Raw genomic sequence first — 17,922 nt, 5'->3', positions numbered from 1 at the left:
TATAGCTTTCATTTAAACTCATTTTTAGTGATTTTTATGCTCAAATAAAAAAGGGATAAATAAATTTATCCCTTTAATTTACTTTTAGACTATGAATAAAAACTGACGATAAATAATCTTTAACTCAATGTTTTTACACAGCTAAATGTTTAGATTGATTACTCTGCAACTTCAACCGTTAAACCATAATTGAATACTTCGCTTTGTGGCTTTTTGGTGTTGTCAGCATTGGCTTCAGGATAGCTTGTAGAAATCAAGTAAATCCCCGAATTTTCAAACTTAACTTCAAATTCACCTTTAGCATTGGTTTTAACATGCGGTTGTTCACGTTTAGCGCTCACATCGTAGCTGCTTGCACCTTTAAATACGTCAACTTCAAGATCTTTTACCGCTTTACCATTGTAAAGCACTTGGCCTTTAAGTGATTCACCTGCATAAAGTTCATTAGGATGAGTGATCAGCTTTACTTCGAAGCCTTTATTGGTTACAGCAGGAATAGCGGATGGTTTTGCTTTAGTCACAAAGCTTTCAGCAATAATATGGCTTTTGACTTCAAATGTTTTAGCATTTGCTGGCACTTGATCCGCTGCAATCACACGTGGTGGTTGAGCTGGTTTGGTGGCTACTTGTGCAGCAGCTTGAGCTTTTTGTTCTGGTTTTGGTTCAGGTTTGGCTGCTGCATTAGCAGCAGGCGCACGTACTGGGCGAACACGTAACCAATGACCGTCTACCAATGCATATTTGCTGCTGTTGCCTACAGCATCGACAGTGCGAATACGATATGTCCCTTCTTTTGGTAGATCAAATTCAGCGACGTTAAAACGCTTCAACGTTGCCGCTGGATTAACTGCTTTTTGCGTGCCATCTGGTTCAGTGATTAAATAGGTTGTTTTAAAGTTCATGCTTGGAACAAAGAACTTTTCAATGGTCATTGCACTTTGGAAACTCACATTTTGAGATGCTTTAGTATCGAACACTTCTGGCAAAACGAAAGGGCTGATGGTGTGAGCTGATGAAATTACAGGTAATGACGACAATAAAGCAATTTTTAGCCAGTTATTCATAATTTATACATCCAATTAAAGTGAAATCATATGTGTTAAATAATTTTGACTAATTTACTTGATAACAACTATCATTATCAATATTATCTACAAAAATATTTTGGAGTATCAGTGGTGTCTACGACTGTTAAAAATTTCTATCCTTTACGTGCTGTATCTCGTCTTACACCTTTAGTGATGGCAATTGCACTGATCTCTCCATTCAGTGCACATGCAACTGAAGCTCAAAGTGCAAATCAGCTTGATCAAGCACAACTTCAAAGCCATCAATTCCATCAAGATCATGTACTGGGTACATCTTTAGATGTGGTGATCACAGGCGTTTCAAAACAACAAGCAAAAACTGCCTATAAAGCCATTGAATCAGAAATTGCACGTTTAGATAAAATTCTTTCCACTTGGCGTGATGACAGTGAAATCAGTCAACTGAATCGTGAGAAAAATATTCAAGCATCACCAGAACTTTTTGAAGTGATAGCTGCATGTGAAACGATGCGTCATCAAACCTGCGGTGCTTTTGATGCACGTTTAGGACAACTGATTGCACTCTGGGAAAAATCTCAAGGCATTCAAAAGCTGGATCAAAACACACGTGCTCAAGTAATTGCACAGCTTGATCAAAATAGTGTGTCTTTAGACCAAGACAGCAAAACCATTGCCATAGATTCAGCAGTGAAATTTGCACCTGATGCTTATGCCAAAGGTTATATCATTGACCGTGCACTTGCAGTCGCACGTGAAAAAGTTCCTGCAATTCAAGGACTGTTAGTTGATATTGGTGGTGATATGCGTGTTTGGGGCCAAGCACCCAACAAACAAAATCAAACAGCAGATCAACAAGGTTGGAGTATTGGGGTGCAAAGCGCATTTAATCATTTTGACAATGTCGCACCAGATCAAGTACTTAATCTAAAAGATCAAGCCATTGCCTTTAGTGGTAAAGGTTATCGTAACTTAGCAGGTCAATCACATCTACTTGATCCTAAAACAGGTGCACCTTTACAACAAGTCGAGCAATGTGTTGTTGTGGGTCAATGTGCGGCACAAGCAGATGCTTTGGCAACAGCTTTAGCTGCAATGACACCATCTGAAGGTCTAGAACTGATTGATGCTTTAGTGGGTTATGAATCTAAACTCACTACTGCCGATGGACAAGTATTCCAAAGTAACGGTTGGAACAATCTAGTTCATACACAATCACAAGCAGATATGCTGAATATTGCAAGTTCAAGTTCAGCAAAATGGCCAGCAGGTTATCAAGCAGTGCTTGATCTGAATATTCCAAAACTGGACGTTGAAAAATATCGTGCACCTTATGTGGTTGTTTGGGTCACAGATAAAGATAAGAAAATTGTCCGAACCCTTGCAGTTTGGGGTAAAGATGAAAAATGGATTAACACCAACTATGTATGGTGGAGACGTTACGGCCGTCAAATGACCAGCTTAGATGCCGTAGCAAAACCATCTCGCCAACCAGGTAATTATAAACTGGCTTGGGATGGTAAAGATGATCATGGAAAACCAGTCGCAGCAGGTCAATATCAAGTTCATATTGAAACCGCACGTGAACATGGTGATCACTCATATCAAACCATTAATCTTGATGTAAAAGCTAAACCTTCTGCACAAACTTTGGCTGCACAAAAAGAAATTGGCACACTGAAACTTAACTTCCAAAAAGTGAATTAATGTTATTAATTCCTACTGAGATTTAACTGTGTATCAACGTCGAGACTTTTACCGCCATGCACGTTATGTGCATGGCTGGCTTTCAGCTTTTGCTTTTCTCATTTTAGTATTTTTTTCGGCAACAGGTTTGACGCTCAATCATCCCGAATGGTTTGAACCTGCTAAAGAAGAAAGCACCACTACGATTCAACTTCCTGCTCAATTGATCAAAACAATTGAGAATAAAGAAAACCCAAGTGACGATATCCTCAATTATGTGCGTCAAAAACAAGATTTAGTCGGGCGTTTTAAGAGCAGTGAAGTGCTGGATGGAGAGGTGATGATCCATCTTGAAAGCCCTGCAGGATCGAGTGATGTCTGGGTCATGTTGGATACGGGTGAGGCTGAAATTACGCAAAAACCTGCCTCTACAGTATCATTGCTGAATGAATTGCATCGTGGCAAAAATGCAAGTGTCTCTTGGAGTTTACTCATCGACATTTCTGCGATTGTGATTTTACTGTTATCCATTGCAGGTTATATTTTATTCTTAAGCATTAAAACCCGTTTAGTCACTCATTTGACATTGACGGCTGTGAGTATTGCCTTACTCATTTGGCTGATGTTTTTGGCCATTTAAAGAGTATTGAACATGACTCAAGCTGCGACATATATTCTGATTTTTCTCGCCATTTTGCTTTTTGTGCATGTGTTTTGGATTGCTTACTTAAAAATAAGCGAAATGAAACAACGAAAGCAGGTGGCTCTCAGTACAATCAAAACAGAATATTTACTGATTTATGCCAGCCAATCTGGCAATGCAAAGCATTTTGCAAACCAAACTTTCGATCAATTACAGCAACATCATATTGCTGTGCACATTTTCGATATTCAGAATGTTCAAACACAGCATTTATTGGATGCAAATAACATTCTATTTTTTGCCAGTACCTATGGTGAGGGTGATGCACCGGATACTGCACGTGGGTTTGTACACAACATCATGTCTAAATCGATCAATCTCGCGGATAAAAAGTTTGCAATTTTGGCACTCGGTGATCGTCATTATGCAAACTATTGTCAATTTGGGCAGCAGTTGAATCAATGGCTGATCAATCAACAGGCAATGCCATTATTTGAAATGGTCTGTGTCAATGATTTAAATAAAGATGATTTGGCGCGTTGGTCACAACAACTTGCATTGCATACTCAAGTTCAATTGGCTACTTATCAAGATCGGTCTCGTTCTGCATGGCAACATGTGCAACTGATTGAACGTGAATTACTGAATGCAGGCAGTCAAGGATTGGCACTTTATCGCGTCCGATTATCTGTCAATGATAAATTACATTGGCAGTCAGGGGATATTGTTGAAGTTCAGTGTGCAAATTCAACTGAGCAACTTCATGCGTTTCAAACACAATTTCCTGAATGTACTGCTGAAGATTTAGTGCATTTAACAACCAAGAATTTGTTGAATATTCCAGAAAGAAAGGCAAATGAATCATTTTCACAATGGTTAACAGAAATTCCTACCTTAGGTATTCGTGAATATTCTGTCGCGAGCATTCCAGCGCAAGGTTATATCGAACTGGTCATTCGTCAACATATGACTGATGGTGAGTTAGGACTAGGTTCAGGTTGGATGACAGCACATTCAAAATTGAGTGAGAAGATTCAAATCCGAATCCGTAATAATGCTTCTTTTCATATTCCTGATATAGCTGTGCCGCTGATTTTAATTGGAAATGGTTCAGGTATTGCAGGCTTATTATCTCATTTGTATCAACGTGAAAAATTGAATCATCATCAAAATTGGTTGATTTTTGGCGAGCGTCAACAGCAATTTGATTATCTCTATTCAAATGAACTTGCAAGATGGCAAGCAAGTGCTCATTTGCCTGAACTTGATTTGGTGTTTTCTCGTGATGGTCATCAGGATAAATATGTGAAAGATCGTATACACACTAAAGCTGAACAATTTAAAACATGGATTTCACAAGGCGCTATCATCTGTGTCTGTGGTAGTTTAAATAGCATGGCGAAAGATGTTGATCAAACCTTATATGAGATTTTAGGTGAACAGGTCATGATGGATTTGATTCAATCTAGACGCTATTTACGTGATGTGTATTAAATCATATTTGTACTGCGTTCATAAAAACCCAATGTCATCATTGGGTTTTTTAATCATGATATGATTGTTAAGAAAAAGCAGGCGCTCAATACGATCAAATCTAAGTGCTTATTTAACAATCTTTACTGCATAAACGCTGAATGTTAAACAGCAAAATTCCGTAATCCCTTTACTTATTTTGCTTTTATCTTGAAAATTTTATGCTAATAAGCATACTCTGTGGTAATTCATTGGAGAAAAAATATGAAATGGAGTGATTTATCAGACGTGAGCTGCCCAATTGCACGTAGTTTATCTATTTTAGGCGATCGTTGGACTTTGCTCATTATTCGTAATGCATTTATGCATACTTCTCGTTTTGATGAATTCCAAAATCAACTGGGTATGACACGTCATCTTCTGGCTGAACGTTTAAATCGCTTGGTAGAGCATAAAATTCTTGAAAAAAAACCTTATCAAGTAGCGCCACCCAGATATGAATATAAGCTAACAGAACGCGGTCTTGCTTTATATCCAATTTTGCTCACATTCACCAAATGGGGCAATGACTGGATGAATGAAGATGAAAATTATCCAGTGGTGAGATATGTTCACAAAAGTTGTGGTCATGAAGCTGGATTGGTCATGACATGTCAATGTTGTGGTGAACCTTTAACAAGAGCAAACACATCTACTCGTTTAGCTTAAAATAGAGGTGAATGACGAGTCATCTTTTTTTGTTTTATAAGTTCTAAAAAGGAACTTAATATGGGTTTTGAAATATTAAATTTGATTAAATAATTTTTTTAGGCAGTTTCAATGAGCATGAATAAAAATAACGTACCAGTACATTTCTTAGGAAAAGTAACTGGAGTGATTTTCATGTTAATCATTACATTAACAATGACAATCGCAGGTATCGTAGCGCTCAGTGAAGCAAAAGGGCGCTTTATGTTGCCGTTTACCAGTGAAAATGCCACGGAGCAAATGCAAAAACAACTCGATCAGGTTGAACAAGACCCTACGCTTGAAAATATGAAACCCTTTGGTATGGAACTGTGGGGATTGTCAAAAATGACAGAGCCATCGCGATTTACTGAATCTAAATTATTACAACATGGTGTCTATTACACCACCATGTCGACTTGTAACAAAATATTAATGTTGATCCACGTCTTGTTAGGAAGCTTTTGTATGCTTTTAGGTTCCTTTCAATTTTGGCCTTCTTTTCGTAAAAAGCATATGAAAGTGCACCGAACCATTGGTGCGATTTATCTAATATCTGTTCCCATTGCTGTAGTGACTTCATTACTTTATTTGGCCAACACAGCACCGCATCATATTTATGATCACTTGGTTGCTTGGATTGCACTTTGGGTTTTTGGCATTTTATCTTTAGTGTCTATTTCTATGGCGGTACTCGCGCTCAAGAAAAAAAGAATTTTTGAACATCAAGCTTGGATGGCAGCATCATTTGCATGTCTTATGGTTGCGCCAATGCTACGTTGGGATTGGGCTTTATTGGCAATTATATTTCCTGAAATTGACCAAGAAACGCTGAATCTTGTGACGATGGGCATTATGTTACCTGAAACGATCTTGATTGGTTATGGATTGATTGTGATTAACCGCCAATATTTACGTCCAATGAAGCAGCGTAAACCACATGCATTTGCTGAACGTGCAGTACAGAAATTCCATACATTACAGCCTGTTTTATATGTTTTAGCTTTCTGTAGTATTGCAGCGAATTTTTATTATTTTTCTCTTAATAATGGTTTAGCAGGACTGAGTTTTGCTGAAAAATTACTGCCAACAGCTTTGATTCAGCGTGAACATACACTTTTAAGTTCATCATCACTTTTAAATGTGTCTCTTGTTCTATGTACGGGTACCGCTTTACTCCTCGGTTTGTATATTTTCAATCATTTACTTAAAAAATCAGCTCAAAATTCATTAACGAGACAAGAGATTGCTTTGAGTCAAATTTTGGCTATTTTTGCTGGTATTGCAGGCGTTATAGCTGTGTATTTAGGCTGGAATATTGGCCTTGCGCCACAAAATTTAATTTTTTCAGGTGGCACCATGTATAGCGTTTATGGTGCTTTGATTTTCATCTTTGCGATCGCTTTTTTAATGGCGACGCACCGTCAGAATGTTGCTTATATGAAAGAGACTTTAGTCTTTTTGATGAGCTTATTGCCTTTTACAAGCATATTTTTATTGACACTCTTTATCCTGAGTTTTTTTCATCTTCCACCTGATTATCTCGATGCAGGACAAGGATTCGTGATCCCTGTTGGTTTTAGTACTGCCTTACTTTTTCTTGCCTTTAGCTATGTGATTTTTGGACAAGCCACACGCGAATATAACTAAATTAAATTGATTGGAGTCTCCCACATGTTACAACCAGAATTATTTGCCCATTCCGATGATGTAGAACTTGCAATTTACACATGGGGTGAAAAACCCACTGCGGAGCATCCTAAAGAAGTCTTGGTCTTTGCTCATGGTTATCCAGATCGTGCTATTTTTTGGGAAAAGATTGCCCAAGCGCTAAAAGATGATTTTTATGTCGTGGCTTTTGATATGCGTGGCTGTGGTGAATCAACCCATATTCAAGGGTATAAACATTATAAATTCAATGAATTGTTAAAAGACTTATTTGCTGTGATTGATGCTGTGAGTCCAAATCAAAAAGTTCATCTTATTGGGCATGATTGGGGCGGAATTTATGGTTGGAATGCGATTCGTGATGCTGAAGGTGCAAAGCGTATTGCCTCGTTTACAACAATGGCGCCTAGTTTGGAACAAGTGGGCGTTTATTTAAAAAGTCGATTATTCAAACCCACACCAACTAATTTATGGCAATTGTTCAATCAATTGGCTCGAAATAGTCTAATGACATTCTTCTCTATGCCCATTTTACCTGAACTGATGTGGCGCATTGGATTAGGTGCTTGGTTGATGAAAACCTTAGTCACCAAAGGTGAAAGAAATGTCATCTATCATAAAAATGAGGGCTTAGAGGGAGATGCCATTCGTTATTTAGGTATTTATCGCGCCAATCTTTTACAACGCGTTTTGACCGCAAAAGTTGTTCAAACAGATGTACCTGTACATACACTCATTGCCGTCAGAGATCCCTTCTTACCGCCTCGTTTATTTGCAGATACATCTAAGTGGGCAACACAGCATTCAGAATCCTTTGTGAATGCTTCTCATTGGGCACCATTAAGCTGTCCAAATCAAGTTGCTGAAACGATTCATCGTTTTACAACATCTTTACAACCAAATCAATAAAGGGAGTTTTACAAGACAAATATCTTTTTGCTTTGAACAAAAGAAGTTGATAAAGAATCTAAATCAGATAGGAAATAAAAATGAATCAATATCTAGGAATGTATCAAAAAATTGGCGCTGAAAAATTTACTGAAATGGTCTGCCAAATGGCACCATATTTCAGCACCGTGAATCCATCCATTACCATGCTTGAGCCAGGTTTTGTTTCTGTCGAAATTCCATTTCGTAAAGAAGTGACCAACCATTTAGGTACCATGCATGCCATTGCATTATGTAATGCGGCAGAATTAGCTGGTGGGATGATGACGGATGTCTCTATTCCAGAGGGCGCTCGCTGGATTCCAAAAGGGATGCAAGTTCAATATCTAGCAAAGGCTAAAACTGATGTGGTTGCCGTTGCAGATGGACGAAATATCGATTGGACACAGCCAGGCGACATTCAAGTTCCTGTGAGTATTAAAGATACAGGGGGAACTGAAGTTTTTACTGCGAATATTATGATGAATGTTAAGCATGATTGAGTTAGGGTGTGTTGACATGTCATCTATGAGTTGTGGTTTTAGCCATAACTCTTTGGGATAAAAACATCTGTGAAATGTCAACAACCTTAGATGTACACTTAAAAAGTGAGAAGATTATTTCTCACTTTTTAAAAAGCATTTTAATTAAATTTTGATACTAAGTCCTAAAATTTAACTTAGAAATGAAGCCAAAAAAAACGTATAATATTATTAAAAACAATATTTTATATAAATTAATTTACGAATCATATTGAAGGTGCTGATCACTAAGCATTGATAATACCTGTAATGCCCGTCACAATCATATCAATCGCAATTGTACCAATCAGTAGCGCCGAAATACGCCCTACGATATCTACATACAAATCAATATAATTGGAATTTTTACGCTGCAAATTATCATGTAAATATTTCATTAAAATCAGTAAACTACATGTTAGAAATAACGTGAAAAAAATCACCAAAATGGTTTCTAATAAATTCAGTTTAATACCTGTAATGACGGCGGCAGATACCGTACCTGGTCCAATCATAAAGGGCATGGCAATCGTACCTGCCAAATGATTGGGAGCACCACGTGTTACACCAATCGTTTCAGCACCTTCAAACACATAACGATAGCCAATCACCAAAAAGATAATGCCACCAAAAATCTGAAATGATTCAAAACGGACATGCAGTATTTCATTAAAAAAGGCTTGACCAGTTTTTGCAAAAATGATGAAGACAATAAAACTGATTAGGCTTCCTTGAATCAACGCCATATTAAAGATTTTGGCATCAGAATTCCGAATAATGCCAAGCATATAAATACTCATCAAAAAGGGATTGAGGAGTGAGAAAAACAACGCAAATGCATGCAAACTTTCTGACATGAATTACATCCTTGGCAAAATCTAAATTAATTTTCACGGTCTGGAAATAAAGGGCGTTTTCCCGGACTAATACGGTTAATATGTAAATACATCATGTGACGTTCATATTTATCTAAAATGTCATTAATGACTTGTTCTTTGCTATAACCGACCAAATCATTGCCTTGAGATCCTTCAAATAAATAACTTTCCAGACGATAATAATGGCGTTTAGCACTTTTACCACGGGTACTAAACTGGGGCATTGCATAACGAACTGGCCAAATGGCATAGACAAAGTTTTCTTCTTCGCCTAAATCAATCTGTAAATCGAGATGGTAAAGTCCATGATCGTCATCATCTAGTTCTCTTTCATTAACAGCGACAATAATACCTTTACGATTAAGCTCCTCCGCAACTTCCTGCATTGCTGGTTTACACACTTCATTCAGCATTTTTCTAGTTTGTGCAAGACTTGGATGCAACATCACGCGACTGAGTCGATTTTTCCAGTTGAGAATATCCACATTACCTACCACAGGTGCAGCATTTAAACTGGTACTGGCTTGTCTGAAATCTTCAAGTCGAAGCGATTTAAATAAGCCAGCCATGACAAAGAAAATCACAAAACTAAAAGGTAATCCCATAATAATGGTGGTGTTTTGTAGTGCTGTAACACCATTGGCCATGAGCATTGCAAGGGTGAGTAAACCAATTGCAATTGCCCAAAAAACACTGAGCCAACGCGGGGAGTCGTGTTCAATATTGCTGAATTTGGTGGTGAAATTACCTAAAACCAATGCACCAGAATCCGCAGAAGTCACATAGAACAACAGCCCTGTAATAGTGGCAACGCCTGCAACGAAGCTAAAACCTGGATATTGTGCAAGCAGATCGTAAAAACCATGGGCTGGGTTATGCATCACGGTGTCAGCAAGTGCAGTATTGCCTTCAAAAATCACACTGTATAAAGCACTATTTCCAAATATAGACAACCAAGTTAAAGTAAATAACAGTGGAATAATCAATGTGCCTGCTACAAATTCACGAATAGTACGACCTCGAGAGATACGCGCAAGGAATAAGCCGACAAATGGCGACCAAGCAATCCACCATGCCCAGAAGAAAAGTGTCCAACTGTTCATCCATTCTTTGGGTTGTTCAAATGGAAAACTGGTGAGCGATAACTTTGGAAATTGACTAATATAATCACCAAAATTTTGTATTAAAGCGGCCAGTAAAAATTCAGTATTTCCAACCAATAAAATAAACAGTAACAGTGCTATCGAAACATAAATATTAATCTCAGAAAGTACCCGAATACCTTTATTGACACCTGCAGTGACTGAAATCACTGTAATCACGACGGCTACAGCAATTAAAGCCGCTTGGATCCATAAATTTTCAGGTAAGTCGAATAGGACATGTAAGCCATAATTCAGCTGTACAACCCCAATACCACAGGTTGTAGCAATACCAAAAATTGTACCGAGAACAGCAGCTGTATCGACTGTATGTCCAATCGGACCGTCAATCTTTTTACCAAAAATCGGATAAAGTGCAGAACGGATGGTTAGAGGCAAGTTATAGCGATAACTAAAATACCCTAAAGCGACGCCAATCAAGGCATACATACTCCAACCTGTTAATCCGTAATGGAATAGCGTCCACACCATAGATTGACGAGCAGCCTCAAAGGTTTGAGCATCACCGACAGGAGGTGCCATATAGTGTGACAAAGGTTCGGCGACCGAGAAAAACATTAAGTCGATGCCAATGCCTGCAGAAAACAGCATAGCTGACCAACTGAGCAGACTGAATTCAGGTTTAGAATGTTTAGGACCTAATTTAATTTCGCCATAACGAGAACAAGCAATAAAAACAATAAAGACAAAATACAAAGTTGCAGCCAGCAAGTAATACCAACTGAAAGTTGAGCTGACCCAATTCAAGATCGTAACAATCACTTGATTCGATTGTTCATTAAATAAAATAGTGACTATTGAAAAAAGTAAAATTAATGTGGCGGAAAAATAAAAGACCACATGATTCAAACTATCTTTTTGTTGTTCAATTTTTTTATCCATATGCGAACACCATTTTCATTTTTAGAAAGAGTGATCTACAGCGCAGTGTGATTCGATATGACACTGATTAGACAAATATGGCTTTGCTGATTATTAAAACAAAGCTTATTACAAACAATTGCAAATCCAAAACAAACTGCGCTGTACATCAAGGATGAACTAGTACTATAATTTTTGTTAATTGAACGTTCAATTAAAAAAACGTTTGTTAAATGTTAACCAAATTTTAATCTACATCTGAAGGATGTAGATCACACGATGTTTTTTGTTTCAGGTTCTTTCAGGTGTAGTTATGCCAAAAGTGGGTATGCAACCAATCCGACGTCAACAGTTAATTGAGGCGACGCTTTCTGCAGTTAATGAGTTGGGTTTTGCCGAAACATCGATTCAACAAATTGCACAAAGAGCAGGGGTTTCGACAGGGATTATTAGCCATTATTTCAAAGGTAAAAATGGCTTAATTGAAGCGACCATGCGTTATTTGCTTCAACAGTTAGCTCAATCCCTGACAGATAAACAAGCTGAAGTTGGTAATGATCCTGAACAAAGACTGATGGCGATTGTGCAAGCAAATTTTGCAGCGTCTCAGACAAATCAGGCGGCTATGAAAGTATGGCTGGCTTTTTGGGCCAATAGTTTACATCAACCTGAATTACATCGTTTACAACAGATTAATCATCATCGTTTGCATTCCAATATTAAATTTGAATTTTTAAAGGTATTTGATGCAAAGCGTGCAGAAAAAGCAGCACAAGGTTTAGCGGCTTTGATTGATGGCTTTTGGTTAAGAGGCGCTTTGATGAATGAAGAAATGAATCTGTCTATTCCGATTGAAATTTGCCAACAATTCATTCGGAATCAATTCGAATAAAACAAATTATGCGAGGGAAAAACATTGACTACTTCTAACTTATTAAGACCTTATATTCATGGTCAATACGTCGATGCTACATCCAATAGCACTTTTCAAACCATTAATCCTGCGACAGGTGAGGTTTTAGCTGAACTACAAAGCTGTGCTGAACATGATATTGATCGTGCTGTAATTTCAGCACAACAAGGTCAAAAAATTTGGGCGGCCATGACGGCGATTCAACGCTCGCGTATTTTAAATAAAGCCGTTGCCATTTTACGCGAACGCAATGATGAGCTTGCGAAGCTCGAGTCTTTGGACAGTGGCAAAGCTTATTCTGAAACATCTACTGTTGATATTGTTACAGGTGCAGATGTACTTGAATATTATGCAGGCATATTACCAGTGCTCGAAGGTCAACAAATTCCGTTACGTGAAACGTCTTTTGTGTACACACGTCGTGAACCTTTGGGTGTGGTCGCAGGCATTGGCGCTTGGAATTATCCGATTCAAATTGCACTTTGGAAGTCTGCCCCCGCTTTGGCCGCTGGCAATGCCATGGTCTTTAAAGCCAGTGAAATTACCCCATTAACTGCGCTTAAATTGGCAGAAATTTATACCGAAGCGGGTGTTCCAGATGGCGTTTTTAATGTCGTGACAGGTGATGGTAAAGTCGGCGGTTATTTAACATCTCATCCAGATATTGCAAAGGTTTCTTTCACTGGTGGTATTGCGACAGGGAAGAAAGTCATGTCGCAGGCAGCTGAGTCTTCATTAAAAGAAGTAACGATGGAACTTGGCGGTAAATCGCCACTGATCATTTGCCCAGATGCAGATCTCGATTTGGCGGCGGATATCGCTATGATGGCGAACTTCTACAGTTCAGGCCAAGTGTGTACCAATGGCACACGAGTTTTTATTCCCAATGAACGAAAAGCTGAATTTGAAGCCAAAATATTAGCGCGTATACCTTATATCCATATGGGTGATCCGCTTGATCCAAAAACCAACTTTGGCCCTGTATCAAGTTTTTCCCATATGGAAAAAGTGCTTCATTTTATTGAGTTAGGTAAACAAGAAGGTGCTCGTTTACTGTCTGGTGGTGGTCGTGCGCAAGAAGAGCATCTTGCTCATGGTGCTTATGTACAACCTACAGTATTTACAGACTGTCATGATGATATGGCCATTGTCCGTGAAGAAATTTTTGGTCCCGTGATGAGCATCCTAGGCTATGAAACTGAACAAGAAGTCATCGAACGTGCAAATAAAACGGTTTATGGCTTAGCTGCTGGTGTTGTAAGTCCTAATTTGGCAACAGCGCATCGTGTCATTCATCAAATTCAGGCGGGTATTTGCTGGATCAATACGTGGGGTGAATCGCCTGCGGAAATGCCTGTCGGTGGTTATAAACATTCTGGCGTAGGTCGTGAAAATGGTTTAGTTACTTTGCAGCACTATACACAAACCAAATCGATTCAAGTTGAGCTGAGTCCATTCCAGTCCGTCTTTAGCCAATAAGGAGCATCGTATGAACTATGATTACATCATTATTGGCGCAGGTTCTGCAGGCAATGTGTTGGCTGCAAGACTTACTGAAGATCCACAAATTAAAGTGTTACTTCTGGAAGCAGGTGGACCAGATTATCGACTCGATTTTCGTACGCAAATGCCAGCTGCTTTGGCATATCCACTACAAGGTCGTCGCTATAATTGGGCGTATTTAACTGACCCTGAACCGTATATGAATAATCGTCGGATGGAATGTGGACGAGGAAAAGGTTTGGGTGGATCATCGCTGATTAATGGCATGTGTTATATCCGTGGTAATGCCATGGATTTAGAACAATGGGCAAGTTTTAATGGCTTAGAACATTGGTCGTATGCAGACTGTCTGCCATATTACAAAAAAGCGGAAACCCGTGATATTGGTGGCAATGATTATCATGGTGACAATGGGCCTGTGTCTGTCGCTACACCTAAAAATGGCAATAATGAACTGTTTCACGCCATGGTTGAAGCTGGAGTACAAGCAGGTTATCCACGCACTGATGATTTGAATGGTTATCAACAAGAAGGTTTTGGCCCAATGGATCGAACTGTGACACCGCAAGGTCGTCGTTCGAGTACTGCACGTGGTTATTTAGATATGGCCAAAGGTCGTGACAATTTAACTATTGTGACTCACGCCACCACAGATCGTATTTTATTTGATGGACAAACGGCGGTCGGAGTTGAATATTTTCAAGGTCAAGATCGAAACCCAATTCAGGTTTATGCGTATCGTGAAGTTTTACTTTGTGCAGGTGCAATTGCTTCCCCTCAGATTTTACAGCGATCAGGTGTTGGTGCACAAAATTTACTCCAATCTCTGGATATTCCAGTCGTACAGGATTTGCCTGGTGTAGGAGAGAATCTGCAAGATCATTTAGAGATGTATTTGCAGTATCATTGTAAAAAACCTGTAAGTTTGTATCCTGCATTAAAATGGTACAACCAGCCGAAAATTGGCGCAGAATGGTTGTTTTTAGGTCAGGGTATTGGTGCGAGTAACCAATTTGAAGCAGGTGGTTTTATTCGTTCATCCGATGAATTTGCATGGCCGAATATTCAGTATCATTTTCTCCCAATTGCCATCAATTACAATGGAACCAATGCCATTAAAGAGCATGGTTTTCAGGCCCATGTCGGATCCATGCGCTCACCATCCCGTGGTCGAGTTAAACTTAAATCTAAAGATCCATTTGAACATCCGAGTATTTTGTTCAATTACATGAGTACGGATCAGGATTGGCGAGAGTTTCGTGATGCGATTCGAATTACACGTGACATTATGCAGCAACCTGCGCTAGATCCTTATCGTGGAGATGAAATTAGCCCAAGTAGCCGTGTACAAACCGATGCAGAGCTTGATGAGTTTGTACGCCAACATGCAGAGACGGCTTATCATCCATCATGTAGTTGTAAAATGGGTGAGGATGACATGGCTGTAGTGGATGGTTATGGACGCGTACATGGGGTAAAACATCTGCGTGTGATTGATGCCTCAATTATGCCACTCATTATTACGGGTAATTTAAATGCCACCACCATTATGATTGCAGAAAAACTCGCCGATCATATTCGAGAAAAGCAACCGCTTCCACCGTCAACTGCACCATTTTATCGTGCGTAAAATGTTGTTCCTATGTTGAGTTCTGTTAATTCGACAGAACTCAATATCAAACTTAAATATATTATTTAATTCCTGCATTTTAATTAAGTCACTGACTTATCATTTAAATATGAATAAAAATATGAAAATTTTAGATAAGCGCATACAACGTATTACACCTATTTTGTTTTGCATTTTTGGTGCGCCCGCATATGCAGAAGAAGACAAAAAAATCAATGTTTCAGGTCAAATTGATCTGGTCTCAAAATATATCTCTCGTGGTTTAACCAATAATCCAGAAGACGATAATCTTGCTGTTCAATTGACTCTAAACGCAGGTTATGAAAACTTTTATATTGGATATTGGGGGTCGACCTTAGATTATTCATTTCCAGAATTCGAAGGCCACAAGCGCAAACGTAAAGACCAATTTGAGCATGATTTTATCTTAGGGTATAACAAAAAATTTGGTGACTGGAATTGGAATGTTTGGTCAGCAACGTATTATTATTCTGGAGGTAAACATACCACCAGTAATGAACTTGGGTTGACCCTCAACCGTGATTTAACTGATAAAACACAGCTTACTACTTCAGTGTCCACTTATCTTTACGACGTAGCCTATGCCAATCAAGGGGATACATTTATGACCTTGCAGTTAGACCATCAACTCAATGATCGATTACAAGCAAGAGTGAAAACTACTGCCAGTTATTTTCAAGATCATGGTAAGTATGAAGGTAAAGAATTGGGCAATACAGAGAAAAATTTGGCATTTCGTTATGCTTCGCTTGGTTTGAATTATGAGTTTTATAAAAATTTCAAAGTATCGGGTGAGTATATTTTTGGGGGGTATGATCGTTACGATGACAAACAACGTAATCTGGGCATTGTTGGATTGACGTATCAGTTTTAACTTTTAGCTGATCATAATTTATTCTATTACAACCAATTACAAAGTTATAAGGTTAATCAAATTTGAATTTGATTGACCTTATATAGATCAATGACGTTGAAACAAAGTTAAACCAATATTATTGATATATTTTATGTTGTCGCAAAAGTCTATGCATTACCACATCAAATCATCTGGAATGACATAAGCTGCATACGGATCTTCTTCATCGGTTACAGCTTCTTTATTTTCAGCATTATTGACTAAAATAAAGCCTTCCATTTTTTCATTAATACGATCTGCCAAGGCTTTCGGTAAAAATGCATAGCCACCTTGATCTTTAGCAACCAATAGACTTCCAGACACCAAAGCATTGTAAATTTGTTGATTGATATAAACTTTCTTAATTTTATTTTCATCAATAAATTGATAGGTCAGTTCACCATCTGTATCTTTGATTTTATGATGACTAATCATTTGAATGACGGATGCTTGTAGCGTTTTCTCTTCAAGCTGACGTTTCTTTTCCAAATTTAAAGCTTGATCCTTCGCAAGTTTTTCTTGCAGATCTTTTTCAATTTTCGCTTTCAATTCAGCGTCATTGCTTTGACCTGTACGTTGTTCATGTACAGCCTGTTTAGAAAGCTTTTTTGCTTTTTTATTATCGACCAAACCGGCTTTGAGCAATTGAGCCTGTAATGCATTTTTAACCATGAGAAATAACCACCATTACTTAACCAAGTAAGAATATCGAAAATAGATGATCCAATAAGAAAGACTTAAACTAAGACTTAAGCCCGCAGGAAGAAGGAAAGACTGCAATTGTAAATAAGGATAGGCAAAGGCTGCAACAATGCTACCGCTAATAAAACCAAATAAAATCAGTAAATGCAAAATTGTTTTCTTTTTTTCAGGTTTTAAACCACGAATAAAATACCCTAAAGCCAAACCTAAGTCGGTCAATACGCCCGATAAATGCGTTGTACGAATAATTGCACCTTGATAATGACTGACCATCGCATTTTGCACGCCCATAGATGCACATGCCCAAAGTAATGCATAACGAGGGAAATCATCGATTAAAAAACAACATATTAAAATAAAGAGCGTGACTAAACTGAGCGGAAATCCGTAACGTCGTCCGAGTTTGAATTGGCTATTCCCCAAAATCAAACCACTCAAGCTTGAACCTAGAACATAACTAATAATGACAAATATGAGGAAAAAAAATGATGCGTAGTCGTCATCAACAAGGCTGATGGCCATTAGGCTGGCATTGCCTGTCATATGCGAGACAGATTGATGAAGCAGGCAAATTAGCCCTAAAACATTAATCATGCCCGCATTCATTGCGAGCACGAATGCTCCGAATTGTACCCATTTTGGAAGGATTTGAAATGGCATATCTTC

16 protein-coding genes are annotated in these 17,922 nt (G+C 38.4%); 11 read left to right on the top strand and 5 right to left on the bottom strand.

The genetic code is table 11. The annotated features are described in order from the left end of the window. Nucleotides 1-158: 158 nt before the first annotated feature. Nucleotides 159-1,064, bottom strand: a complete 906-nt coding sequence (locus tag G8E00_RS08125; protein ID WP_166223564.1) for a DUF4198 domain-containing protein — start codon at nt 1,062-1,064, stop codon at nt 159-161. Nucleotides 1,065-1,178: 114 nt separating this feature from the next. Between G8E00_RS08125 and G8E00_RS08120 the strand changes: the two genes are divergently transcribed. From G8E00_RS08120 to G8E00_RS08090, 7 genes are all read left to right on the top strand, one after another. Beyond that, the gene (locus G8E00_RS08120; protein ID WP_227591345.1) at nt 1,179-2,753 is read left to right on the top strand and encodes a DUF2271 domain-containing protein; all 1,575 of its coding nucleotides are present in this window, start codon (nt 1,179-1,181) and stop codon (nt 2,751-2,753) included. 28 nt (nt 2,754-2,781) lie between these two features. Then, nucleotides 2,782-3,372 carry a PepSY-associated TM helix domain-containing protein gene (locus G8E00_RS08115; RefSeq protein ID WP_166009984.1) on the top strand — a complete coding sequence of 197 codons (591 nt, stop codon included), beginning with the start codon at nt 2,782-2,784 and terminating at the stop codon, nt 3,370-3,372. A 12-nt stretch (nt 3,373-3,384) separates the two neighbouring features. Next, on the top strand, nt 3,385-4,869 hold the full coding sequence (locus G8E00_RS08110; protein ID WP_166223561.1) for a sulfite reductase subunit alpha: 1,485 nt from the start codon (nt 3,385-3,387) through the stop codon (nt 4,867-4,869). Nucleotides 4,870-5,112: 243 nt separating this feature from the next. Further along, nucleotides 5,113-5,556, top strand: a complete 444-nt coding sequence (locus G8E00_RS08105) for a winged helix-turn-helix transcriptional regulator (protein WP_166009988.1) — start codon at nt 5,113-5,115, stop codon at nt 5,554-5,556. A gap of 174 nt (nt 5,557-5,730) precedes the next feature. After that, entirely contained in the window at nt 5,731-7,224 is a 1,494-nt protein-coding gene (locus G8E00_RS08100) for a DUF2306 domain-containing protein (protein WP_196781979.1), read from the top strand. Between the two features lie 24 nt (nt 7,225-7,248). Then, nucleotides 7,249-8,151, top strand: coding sequence for an alpha/beta fold hydrolase (locus G8E00_RS08095; protein WP_166223555.1), 903 nt, complete (start codon nt 7,249-7,251; stop codon nt 8,149-8,151). Between the two features lie 80 nt (nt 8,152-8,231). Next, nucleotides 8,232-8,672, top strand: a complete 441-nt coding sequence (locus G8E00_RS08090; RefSeq protein ID WP_166223552.1) for a hotdog fold domain-containing protein — start codon at nt 8,232-8,234, stop codon at nt 8,670-8,672. Nucleotides 8,673-8,938: 266 nt separating this feature from the next. Here the strand turns inward: G8E00_RS08090 and G8E00_RS08085 are convergent, their stop codons facing one another. Then, nucleotides 8,939-9,547 carry a MarC family protein gene (locus tag G8E00_RS08085; protein WP_166009996.1) on the bottom strand — a complete coding sequence of 203 codons (609 nt, stop codon included), beginning with the start codon at nt 9,545-9,547 and terminating at the stop codon, nt 8,939-8,941. Between the two features lie 26 nt (nt 9,548-9,573). Then, on the bottom strand, nt 9,574-11,613 hold the full coding sequence (locus tag G8E00_RS08080; protein ID WP_166223549.1) for a choline transporter: 2,040 nt from the start codon (nt 11,611-11,613) through the stop codon (nt 9,574-9,576). Between the two features lie 292 nt (nt 11,614-11,905). Here G8E00_RS08080 and betI point away from each other — a divergent pair, with 292 nt between their 5' ends. The 4 genes from betI to G8E00_RS08060 all read left to right on the top strand — a co-directional run bounded on the left by betI (nt 11,906) and on the right by G8E00_RS08060 (nt 16,533). After that, nucleotides 11,906-12,484, top strand: a complete 579-nt coding sequence (gene betI, locus G8E00_RS08075; RefSeq protein ID WP_166223546.1) for a transcriptional regulator BetI — start codon at nt 11,906-11,908, stop codon at nt 12,482-12,484. 24 nt (nt 12,485-12,508) lie between these two features. After that, a complete protein-coding gene (gene betB, locus G8E00_RS08070; protein ID WP_166223543.1) occupies nt 12,509-13,984 on the top strand; it encodes a betaine-aldehyde dehydrogenase in 1,476 nt (491 codons plus the stop codon). A gap of 10 nt (nt 13,985-13,994) precedes the next feature. Continuing rightward, complete coding sequence (gene betA, locus G8E00_RS08065; protein ID WP_166223540.1) at nt 13,995-15,638, top strand: choline dehydrogenase; 1,644 nt, start codon at nt 13,995-13,997, stop codon at nt 15,636-15,638. Between the two features lie 121 nt (nt 15,639-15,759). Continuing rightward, entirely contained in the window at nt 15,760-16,533 is a 774-nt protein-coding gene (locus G8E00_RS08060) for a TorF family putative porin (protein WP_227591344.1), read from the top strand. Nucleotides 16,534-16,689: 156 nt separating this feature from the next. Here the strand turns inward: G8E00_RS08060 and G8E00_RS08055 are convergent, their stop codons facing one another. Together G8E00_RS08055 and G8E00_RS08050 are read right to left on the bottom strand one after the other, a co-directional pair. Continuing rightward, the gene (locus G8E00_RS08055) at nt 16,690-17,226 is read right to left on the bottom strand and encodes a DUF2058 domain-containing protein (RefSeq protein WP_166010006.1); all 537 of its coding nucleotides are present in this window, start codon (nt 17,224-17,226) and stop codon (nt 16,690-16,692) included. 15 nt (nt 17,227-17,241) lie between these two features. After that, nucleotides 17,242-17,916, bottom strand: coding sequence for a YoaK family protein (locus G8E00_RS08050; protein ID WP_166223537.1), 675 nt, complete (start codon nt 17,914-17,916; stop codon nt 17,242-17,244). Nucleotides 17,917-17,922 lie beyond the last annotated feature (6 nt).

The sequence above is a fragment of the Acinetobacter shaoyimingii genome (genome assembly GCF_011578045.1).
Taxonomy (GTDB): Bacteria; Pseudomonadota; Gammaproteobacteria; order Pseudomonadales; family Moraxellaceae; genus Acinetobacter; species Acinetobacter shaoyimingii.
The sequence above is the reverse complement of the archived record's forward strand: the minus strand, read 5'-3'. Positions and strand labels throughout refer to the sequence as shown.